General features: G+C 56.9%; 7 protein-coding genes and 2 pseudogenes. 6 read left to right on the top strand and 3 right to left on the bottom strand.

The window, feature by feature from the left end:
• Nucleotides 1-466: pseudogene (locus CLV74_RS22230) on the top strand (DDE-type integrase/transposase/recombinase); the annotation flags it as partial.
• Nucleotides 467-486: 20 nt separating this feature from the next.
• On the opposite strand, the gene CLV74_RS22225 reads toward CLV74_RS22230, so the two are convergent.
• Nucleotides 487-1,083: a MerR family transcriptional regulator gene (locus tag CLV74_RS22225; protein WP_245888665.1), complete on the bottom strand. Its 597-nt coding sequence runs from the start codon at nucleotides 1,081-1,083 to the stop codon at nucleotides 487-489.
• Nucleotides 1,084-1,246: 163 nt separating this feature from the next.
• Between CLV74_RS22225 and CLV74_RS22220 the strand changes: the two genes are divergently transcribed.
• The 5 genes from CLV74_RS22220 to CLV74_RS22200 all read left to right on the top strand — a co-directional run bounded on the left by CLV74_RS22220 (nucleotide 1,247) and on the right by CLV74_RS22200 (nucleotide 7,486).
• The gene (locus CLV74_RS22220; RefSeq protein ID WP_106269110.1) at nucleotides 1,247-2,875 is read left to right on the top strand and encodes a Mu transposase C-terminal domain-containing protein; all 1,629 of its coding nucleotides are present in this window, start codon (nucleotides 1,247-1,249) and stop codon (nucleotides 2,873-2,875) included.
• Nucleotides 2,853-3,710 (top strand): TniB family NTP-binding protein, encoded by an 858-nt coding sequence (locus tag CLV74_RS22215; protein WP_245888664.1) that lies wholly within the window; start codon nucleotides 2,853-2,855, stop codon nucleotides 3,708-3,710. Before CLV74_RS22220 ends, CLV74_RS22215 begins: the two co-directional genes overlap by 23 nt.
• Nucleotides 3,656-4,642, top strand: coding sequence for a TniQ family protein (locus CLV74_RS22210; protein ID WP_170108137.1), 987 nt, complete (start codon nucleotides 3,656-3,658; stop codon nucleotides 4,640-4,642). The genes CLV74_RS22215 and CLV74_RS22210 overlap by 55 nt, the downstream gene beginning before the upstream one ends.
• An 89-nt stretch (nucleotides 4,643-4,731) precedes the next feature.
• Complete coding sequence (locus tag CLV74_RS22205; RefSeq protein WP_245888663.1) at nucleotides 4,732-6,312, top strand: pseudomurein-binding repeat-containing protein; 1,581 nt, start codon at nucleotides 4,732-4,734, stop codon at nucleotides 6,310-6,312.
• The gene (locus CLV74_RS22200; RefSeq protein WP_106269103.1) at nucleotides 6,305-7,486 is read left to right on the top strand and encodes a GIY-YIG nuclease family protein; all 1,182 of its coding nucleotides are present in this window, start codon (nucleotides 6,305-6,307) and stop codon (nucleotides 7,484-7,486) included. The genes CLV74_RS22205 and CLV74_RS22200 overlap by 8 nt, the downstream gene beginning before the upstream one ends.
• Nucleotides 7,487-7,559: 73 nt before the next feature.
• Here the strand turns inward: CLV74_RS22200 and CLV74_RS22195 are convergent, their stop codons facing one another.
• Nucleotides 7,560-8,483, bottom strand: coding sequence for an Abi family protein (locus CLV74_RS22195; RefSeq protein ID WP_106269112.1), 924 nt, complete (start codon nucleotides 8,481-8,483; stop codon nucleotides 7,560-7,562).
• A gap of 1,250 nt (nucleotides 8,484-9,733) precedes the next feature.
• A pseudogene (locus CLV74_RS22190) lies at nucleotides 9,734-9,815 on the bottom strand (IS5/IS1182 family transposase); the annotation flags it as partial.

Raw genomic sequence — 9,815 nt, 5'->3', positions numbered from 1 at the left:
GGGGCGGCTCTGGCTGAATGACGGTTCCTGCATCAGGCTGCGGCCAGAATGCCGAAACCACGTCTGGAGCTATGATTTCGTTCATTGCCGGACCGATGATGGAAAGGCCTTCCGGACCCTGAACATTCTGGACGAATTCTCGCGGGAATGTCTGGCCATCAAGGTCGATCGCCGTCTCAACTCTGGAAGCGTCATCGATGCCCTGACGGATTTGTTCATCCTCCGAGGCCCGCCTGCCTTTATTCGTTCAGACAACGGCCCCGAGTTCGTTGCTCAAGCCGTCCGCGACTGGATCAAGGCCGTCGGCGCAAAGACCGCTTACATCGCGCCAGGTAGCCCGTGGGAGAACGGCTACTGCGAGAGCTTTAACGCCCGAATGCGCGACGAACTTCTGAACGGCGAAGTCTTTTACACGCTCAAGGAAGCCAAGATCATCATCGAGAATTGGAGAAATCACTACAACTCTGCTTCATTGCGCCCATCTTTCTATGTTGTTGAAGAAAATAGGTTTTGCTGATCCGGGTGCGATACCGCGGGGTGTTTAGGGTTTCTCTGCGCCCGTTTCCTGAGGTGTTGGGCCGCCGTTTTTGACAGTTCCGTGCGCTCGAATACCCATGGTCCGTCAGCAAGCGGATGGTCTGCTTTGATTTCACCCGCTTCCGCCGCCAACCGCAACGTTTTTGGTGCCACCCCGAGCAGCTTGGCTGCGCTGGATAGATTGAGCCAAGGATCAAGGCCGCCTGGATCGGGCCTGAATACCGGGATTTTACGGTAGGACCGGAGCGCTGTGACCCGCTCCTTGGTCCAGCGGTTACCGTTTCCAGTGGCAAGACCGTTCCGGTTCAGAACGCCTGCGATGACATCGTCACTTGCTATCCGCGCAAGCTGCCGGACTGCCTCAACGATATCCGGCGGTGTTGCATTGCGCTGTCCGGGCCGGCGTTTTGGCAGGCGGATTTCCGTATGGGCACCGCCGGCCCAATGAACCAGCAAAACGATCTCGGAGGCATCGTCATCAAGATCTGCCACCACTTCCTGGATCACCGTGCGAACGATACGCTTTTTAAGCTTGGCATTTGTCACTGTATCCTAATTAATCAGAATCCGGTCTGAAATTGTCCCATAAAATCAATGGCAGCTTGTACCTTTAATTTTCATATTGTACCGTTAATTACCATACTGTACCCTTTATTGCCGTACGGTCGGAACTGTGGATAAGTGTCGACCTCTTGGGCGGGGGATTTACGTGGCCAGCGAGCGTATTGCGAAACATCGTGCAGCGGTTCTTCGGCCGATCCTGGAGCTTGAGGAGAGGGGCGAGCCGATCAGCGCTGCAATTGGTGACGCCGCTTGGGAACTCGGCTTGGCGAAAAGCCACACATGGTCGCTCTACCGACGTCTGAGAGAGAACGATGCACGTGTCACGGCGTTGGAGTTGGACCGTCGCGGGCCGAAACCGGGGTCGAAACGGATCGCGCAAGACGTCGAAATCATCATCGATGAGAGCCTGCAGCGTTACTATCTGGTTCGCGAGCGCTCGAGCTTTCTTCGCATCTGGCGTGAGATCCGTGCCGAGTGCGAGGCGAGAGGATTTCAACCCCCGACCCGGAAAACGGTCAAAGCCCGTCTCGACGCGATGGATCAGCGAGCGGTCATCCGGAAACGGCGCGGGGCAGAGGAAGCTGACAAGGTCTTTGCCGCGCGTCCCGGGCGTCTTGAAGTTTCAACCCCGCTGGAAGTCGTTCAGATCGATCATACGACGGCGGACATCATTCTGGTTGATCACGTGAACCGGCGGCCACTTGCGCGCCCCTATCTGACGGTTGCCATTGATGTCGCGACACGGATCGTTCTTGGGGCCTACGTCACTTTCGATGAGCCATCTGTCTTGTCGATCGCTCTATGTCTCGATCACTGTGTGCGGCGGAAATCGGTGCACGTCCCTGGAACACTTGAAGAGGTGGTTTGGCCGACGGCCGGCATTCCGAAGGCGATCCACGTCGACAATGCACAGGAGTTCCACAGCGATGCCTTCAAAATGGCCTGCGAAGATTGGGGCATAACCGTCGAGTATCGTCCGCTTGGCGGCAAACACTATGGCGGCCACGTCGAACGGCTGATCGGAACGACCATGGGTGCCGTTCATGTGCTGCCCGGGACCACCCAATCCTCAATCGTCGAGAAGGGCGATTATGACAGTGAAAAGCATGCAGCCCTGACCCTGATCGAGTTCGAGGATTGGCTTCATCTGGAAATCTGCCGATACCACAATACGGTCCACGAAGCCCTCGGCAGAACGCCGCTGTCTGCCTGGGCTGACCTGGGCGGGGATACTGCGGGGCGACAGGTGGTTGACGTCGAAGCCTTTCGGACGAGCTTCTTGCCCTTCGAGTGGCGCAAGCTCGGGCGCACCGGGGTCACACTCTTCGGGGTCCATTACTGGAGTGATGTCTTCGCGTCGTTGGTCGGACGCAGGCAGGGCAAGGTACAGGTGAAATATGATCCGCGAGACTTGTCGCAGGTCTGGGTCATCATCGATGATGGCCGCGTGATCTCTGCACGCTACAGGGATCTCAGCCACCCGCAGATATCGCTTTGGGAAAGTCGGCGGGCTCGGAAAGAATGGCAGGATAAACATGGTGGCCGGATCAACGAGCGAGTCCTATTCCATTTGATTGACGCGCAACGGCGGCTGGCCGAAGCCGCGCGCCAAAAGACAAGGACTGCCCGGTTGGAAAACGAAAGAGGTGCTCGGCTTCCCCGGCACCAACCGCGTCGCGATCCGTCGCGCGAAATGTTCGCGATCGACACGGGCAATCCTGATCTGCCAACTTATGAGATTGATGAGTTTAATGACCCCAGACGAAAGAATTGACCGTATCCGCGGCGACCATTGGATTGCGTTTGACCGTGCCACGATCGTTCTCAACCGATTGACATCCCTGATGGAAATGCCGCAGCAAAGCCGGATGCCGGGGCTGATGGTCTATGGAAGTTCGGGTATCGGCAAGACAATGATCGCCAAGCGCATGGCGAGCAAATACCCGACACAGTACAACGCCGAACTGGGCGCAACGAAGACACCCCTACTGCTGGTTCAGGCTCCGCCCGCGCCGGATGAAAGACGGTTCTATCAGCACATTCTGGCAACGATCGGGGCGCCGATGTGGGGCCGGCATACCGTATCCGAGCTCGAGGTGCGCGCGCTCAGTCATCTTCGGGACCTGGACCTTAGGATGTTGATGATCGACGAGGTGCACAATCTGCTTGCTGGCAGCTATCGGGAGCAACGCCGCTTCCTGAACATGCTCCGGTTCCTCGCCAACGATCTCTGTGCCTCGCTCGTCGTCTTCGGTGTTAACGAAGCCCTCGAAGCCGTTCGTGGAGACGACCAACTGGCCCGACGCTTGGACGAACACTACCTGCCGCTCTGGGATGATGACGTAGAGTTCTCGCGGCTAATCCAGACGTTAATCGCCGCGATGGCGCTCGAACAGCGGTCAGGCCTGACAGTCGCGTCGCTTCGGACGATCCTGAAGATTACCGGGGGTGTGACTTCGCGCGTGTTCATCATGATCAAGTCCTTGGCTATCGATGCGATCGAGACCGGGGAAGAGCGGATCACGGACGAAGCGGTTCAGGCTTGGCAACCAGTTTGGACGAAGCACGCCTGGAACATTCCTCGCCAACCCGCCGCGGCATTCGGGTGAGCGTCAGACCGCTACCGTTTCGGCCACCGCCGGCGCGCGATGAGCTGCTGTCCAGCTGGATCGACCGACTGGCGAAGGCCAATCATTGTTCGGTTGAAGAGCTTTGCGGCTATCTGGGGTTGGAGCGGGGCAGGGTGTCGGAAGGTATCAACGATCTCGGACAGATAGACCAGGTTCGCCTCTGCTCGGCAGTTCAACGGACCCGGCATGAGATTGCGGCCATGACCCTTCCGGATGCGACGCATCACGGTGTGCAATATGTGCCGCGGCATGACTTCCAATACTGCTCGGGTTGTGTTGCGAAATCACCCGATCTGGTCCTCCGCCATTGGCGCTTCGCGTGGACGATGACCTGCGAGACCTGCGGTCTGGCCCTCGCAGCCAAGCATCCGGCCAAAGATGTATCAGGCAGACTTCGGGTTCGAGCTGTACGCGGCGCGGAAGCTCTGAAGTTGGCTGTCGCAACGACCGATCCCAAGCAGTTGCGCCGGTTTAGTTTGACTCTGCAAGTCATGTCGGTGCTAAAGATTGGGCATCCATGGTCGCTCACCTCAGGGAGCGAGCGCGAGAGGCTATTGGCACTTGCTGCGGTCGGTATCAGCACGAACCGTCCCTTGTTGGGTGTCGCCATCATCCTGCGCGGCAACCACCGGGGAACCCGGGAGTTGCGCCGCGCCTTTCCTCAACATCGTCGGTTGATTGAGCGGGTCTGTGGGTTGTCGCAGGATCTCGACCAGCGGCTTCCGGGGCGGAGGGAAACAGAGCACCCGACCGAGCAGAAAACGCATAGAACGGGCCGCACAAGTGCATCCGAGAGCGCTTTGCAAGCAGCCCGTCAGGCCTTATCCGAGCTTGGGCCCAACGCAAAACGTGAAGCACTTCTGACCCGCGCCGATGCAATCTGGAAACGCTCGAGCGGGATCGAGTACTGACGCGTGTTGCCTGTGGATATATTGTAATTATGGGTACAAAAACGCCCCAAAATGCCCTGAATCCGCGGAATCTGATTAATTAGGGTACAGTGACAGCGGTGGACGAGTTCCACCATGTCTCGGCCAACCCCGACAACAAGCTTGGGGCGCATCTGGGCACGTTGATCACCCGGGACAAGGCACATGTGGTCGCCATGACCGGATCGTATTTCCGTGGTGACACCGAGGCCGTTCTGTCGCCCGAGGATGAGGCGCGGTTCGAGACCGTGACCTACACCTATTACGAACAACTCAGCGGCTATACCTACCTGAAGACGCTCGACATCGGGTATTTCTTCTACAGCGGGTCCTATGCCGACGAGCTGCTGAAGGTGCTGGACCCGACCGAGAAGACGATCCTGCACATCCCGAACGTCAATTCGCGCGAAAGCACGAAGGACAAGCATAGGGAGGTCGAGCATATCATCGACGCCTTGGGCGATTGGCAGGGCACCGATCCGGCCACGGGCTTCCAGTTGGTGAGGCGCCCCGATGGCAAAGTGCTGCGGATCGCCGACCTGGTGGACGATGATCCGGCCAAACGGGACAAGGTTTCCGCCTCGCTCAAAGACCCCAGCCAGAAGAACAACCGCGATCATGTGGACATTATCGTCGCGCTCGGGATGGCGAAGGAAGGCTTCGACTGGATCTGGTGTGAACACGCGCTGACCGTGGGCTATCGGTCAAGCCTGACGGAGATCGTGCAGATCATCGGACGTGCCACGCGGGATGCGAAGGGAAAGACCCACGCCCGCTTTACTAACCTGATCGCGGAGCCGGATGCTTCGGAAGAAGCGGTGCGCGAAGCTGTCAACGACACGCTGAAGGCCATCGCGGCTAGCTTGCTGATGGAGCAGGTGCTGACGCCCAAGTTCGAGTTTAAACCCAAGACTCCGGCCAACACGGCGCAGGACGGCTTCGACTATGGCGAAAACGGTTACGACGACAGTAAATGCAACGTGGGCTTCAACGAGCAGAAGGGCACATTCCAGATCGAGATCAAGGGCCTGACCCAGCCCAAGAGCCCCGAAGCCAACCGCATCTGTGAGAACGACCTGAACGAGGTCATCACAGCCTTCGTGCAGGACAAAACCGCGATCGAACGCGGGTTGTTCGATGAGGAAATGGTTCCGGAAGAGCTGACCCAGGTGAAAATGGGCAAGATCGTCCGTGACAAGTATCCCGAGCTGGACGAGGCCGATCAGGAGGCCGTGCGCCAACACGCCATTGCCGCGATGAATTTCACGCAGCAGGCCAAGAAGACGCTGTTGGGGGATGGCACCGATGCGCCATCCAACACCGCTTTTGTCGATGGCGTTCGCCAGTTCGCCATGAGCGTCAAGGAGCTGGATATCGACCTGATCGACCGGATCAATCCGTTCAGCGAAGCCTATGCAATCCTTGCCAAGACCATGAGCGAGGAGAGCCTGAAAGAGGTGGCCGCGGTGATCGAGGCCAAGAAGATCAAGCTGTCCCCGGAGGAAGCCCGTGACCTCGCCAAGCGTGCTGTGAAGTTCAAGCAGGAGCGCGGGCGGCTGCCGTCATTGACCTCCACAGATGCTTGGGAGAAACGCATGGCCGAAGGCGTGGCCTTCCTCACACGCATGAAGCAGGAGTCGATGAATGGCTAACATGTTCACCGATGATGACGACGCCCTGCTGTCCGAGCTGGGGATCGAGGTCGAGAAGAAGAAGCAGGTCACGCGGACGCCCCGCGAGGAACGGATTATCGCGGGCTTCGAGGACATCCAGAAATTCGTCGCCGAGCATGGACACCTGCCTCAGCATTCCGAGGACGGCGATATTTTTGAACGGCTTTATGCCGTGCGCCTTCAACGGCTGCGGGAGTTGCCGGAAGCCGCTGACCTTCTTGCCGACCTCGATGCTGAGGGCCTGCTTTCCGGAGCCGAGGTGACGCCTGTTGCCGATGATCTGGATGACGATGCGTTGCTTGCCGCGCTTGGCGTCGAGGTCGAAGCCTCCCCTATCACCGAGTTGAAGCATGTCCGTTCGAACGCCGAACGCAAGGAGGCAGAGGACATCGCAAATCGTCAGCGGTGTGAGGATTTCGAGACCTTCCAACCACTGTTCGAGAAGGTGCAGCGTGAACTGGATTCCGGGCAGCGTGAAACTCGTCCCTTCGAGCTGAAGGCCGAGATCCAGAGGGGTCGCTTTTTCATCGTGGAGGGGCAAAAGGCCTATGTCGCGGAGATGGGCGAGGAGACCCTTACCGATCAAGGTCGGACGGATGCCCGTCTGCGTGTGATTTTCGACAATGGCACGGAAAGCAGAATGCTGATGCGTTCGCTCCAACGAGCTTTGAACAAGGATGAATCCGGTCGGAGGATTACCGAGTCAGTTGCAGGGCCGTTGTTCGCGGACTCCCCCGAAGAAGGCGATAGCACCACCGGCACGATCTATGTCCTGCGCAGCAAGTCCGATCATCCGATGGTGTCCGAGAACCGGGACTTGGTGCACAAGATTGGCGTGACCACATTGGGTGTCGAGAAGAGGATTGCCGGTGCGCATCTTCAACCGACCTTCCTCATGGCGCCGGTCGAGGTTGTGGCGACCTATGAGCTCTACAACATCAACCAGACCCGGCTTGAAAACCTGATCCACCGGATTTTCGGAACTGCACAGCTCGACATCGAAATTCCGGATCGGTTCGGCCGTCCCGTGATGCCCCGAGAGTGGTTTCTGGTGCCGCTATTCGTCATCGACGAGGCGGTCCAGAAGATCAAGGACGGCACGATTACCAAGTTTCGGTATGACCCGGAGAAGGCCAGCCTCGTCTCCAGCTGAAGAGGAGGTTGCCCTATCTCTGGAATAGATCTGACGCTTGCCCCTTTGGTGCGGGCGTTTGGGTTGTGGCCGTTTATGGAGTCCAGACCGGTCGTGTACGCCAGTCGGTTGGGAAACCCATTTTTGATCGGTCGGAATCAGATTGTGCTTCGATCAGATTCCTCAGCCGATCTCGCCAAGTGCTGTCCGTTGCCTGCTTGTCCATCATGTGAAGCAGAACAACCAATATGTTATAGAGCCGATTGTCGTTCTCTTCTTGCTGGCCTTCGGTCACCAGCACCAAGTCGTTTTTGAAGCGTTTGATCTTGGGTAGTCGTTTGACGGTCCTGCGGTTCCACAGCCGTCCGTGATGTGCGCAGATGTTTCTGGTCAACGCCAACACCTGTAGAGTGCCCTCTACGATCTCTTTGGTTGGCAAGCCCAGGTCACGTCCCACCTGTGATTTTATTTTATTGTCTTTTGTTGCCTGGAACCACTTCGAGAGTTCGCCAAGCGTCATCAGTTCAGTTGCCGACCACAGGGGCGGGGAATAGGGGTCCGTGTACTTGCCTTTGTGGTACAAAATGAAGGTTTCTTCGGATTTATCTACGGCCCGAGCGAGACGGACGAGCTGTTCGGCATGGTTCAAGAAGCCAGAAAACAGGCGGTGATCCAGATGAGCATGGGCACCGTGGGCATGTGCCATATGGTAGGTCCAGCGCGATCTCACATGCACTTCAACGCGTTCGATTGCCTCCAGTACCAGAACGCGCAGCCTTCGGTCGAAGACATACAGATCGGTGACTGCACTGAGGGTTGCGCCGCTTTCGAAGATCTTGCTGCGCGCGTTGCCGTTTTCGGGAGGTCTTTCAAAGGGGAGCCAGTAGGCGCTCAGCCTGTAATATCCCACTGTCTCAAGCCACTTCATTGCAGTGGCGTGGTCACCGACATCCATGCCACGCTGGATGAGGAGCTGTAGTTGTTGCTCAATGCTTGAAGGCTTCTTGGTGAACTTCAAAGTACTGAGCAGACCCCTAAAAATAAGTAACCCCCCGGTATTGAGCTCGGCCTTTCGACCGGTCGCCTGGGGGGTGTTGTTGGAAGGATAGTATGTTCGGTCTTTATGAATGTCAAGGAATGTGCATCCGAAGGGTATGTGCGAACGGTCGTGCGGGCACAGTAAACTTAACGCGAGGGCTGTCCGGCGAACAGCCCAATTTCTCTGCAGTCGCAGTAAGCGCCGCAGACTCCGAGTTGTACTCATCGCGGTGCTCCCTCGCCAACCGAACCGCGCGTTCACGAAATTCGGGCGAATAAGGCTTCATGGCTCTTTGCTTTCTTTGTTCCATAACAGGCAGTTCTCCGAGAGTTCTGCCCTCCGGGAAAGTCGGGGTGGTTCACAGGTCACCATCTGTCTCAAATGACCTGACGACGGACACCCAGCCGCCCGATGGAACCCGCCTCTGGACTGTGATCGAAGCCGATCGCGGCGCACGGCAAGGGATCGCGCTTTCGAAAAAGAAATGAGCCCAAGGTGGGGCCTTGTGATTGGGCGTGGTTCTTCGCTCTTGGCCTCAGGGCCATGCGTGTGCCAGTGACTATGTGAACCTCCAGTTCACATAAAGCGATGCACGATCGAGGATCCATGATGCTCGAAGTCTCGAGCTCTCTCCAAAACGCATGCCGAAATTAGCATGCATTGGGCGGCTCGGGGTAGTTTCCTGCCGCAGATCGGGAGCTTTTTCGGAATTCCTGCCTGTCTGATGAAGATTTCTCTACAAAAACAATGATGTAACATATGTTGCGCGCTTGTTACGAATGCGCAACATCTATAAGTCACTGAAATACAAAAACCTTTCTATCTATTTGTCTCATGTAACATAGAACTAGATATATGTTCTATGTAGCTGCATATGCAGATAGGCACCTTTACGCAGACTCTCGATCACGCATAAGACATACATTCTGCCGCAACATGTAACACTCCATAAGTCACTGTAATTAATTATTATTTTATGTTGCGGCTGTGCGGGCTAGAGATGGCCTTGTTGATATATCATTGAATATCAGCTACTTACGCGCAACGGCAGCCTCCACGGCCGAAAAAAGCTCCCGAATGGCTTCGGAACTGGACACCAATCCCGCAAAGATGCGGGGTTATTGTCGCCATATTTGATCGACGAGTGCGCGTTGTGCTGATTTCCCTGACAACGCACCCTGTCAGACAAGTTGGCCATGGCCATCGGGTCTCTGCCCTAGGGTCAGGATTCATAACCAGTAGATGACGGTTGCTGCGAGCGCGATGGCTGAGAGAAAGACCTTTGGACAGCGGTCATAGCGGGTTGCCACG

It is taken from the genome of Donghicola tyrosinivorans, assembly GCF_003003355.1.
GTDB classification, from domain to species: Bacteria; Pseudomonadota; Alphaproteobacteria; order Rhodobacterales; family Rhodobacteraceae; genus Donghicola; species Donghicola tyrosinivorans.
This window is presented reverse-complemented; position numbering and strand designations above follow the sequence as displayed.

Excerpts from the sequence above, each read along its gene's own strand:
- CLV74_RS22215 (WP_245888664.1), top strand. The coding sequence starts at position 2,853 with ATGACCCCAGACGAAAGAATTGACCGTATCCGCGGCGACCATTGGATT.
- CLV74_RS22200 (WP_106269103.1), top strand. The coding sequence starts at position 6,305 with ATGGCTAACATGTTCACCGATGATGACGACGCCCTGCTGTCCGAGCTG.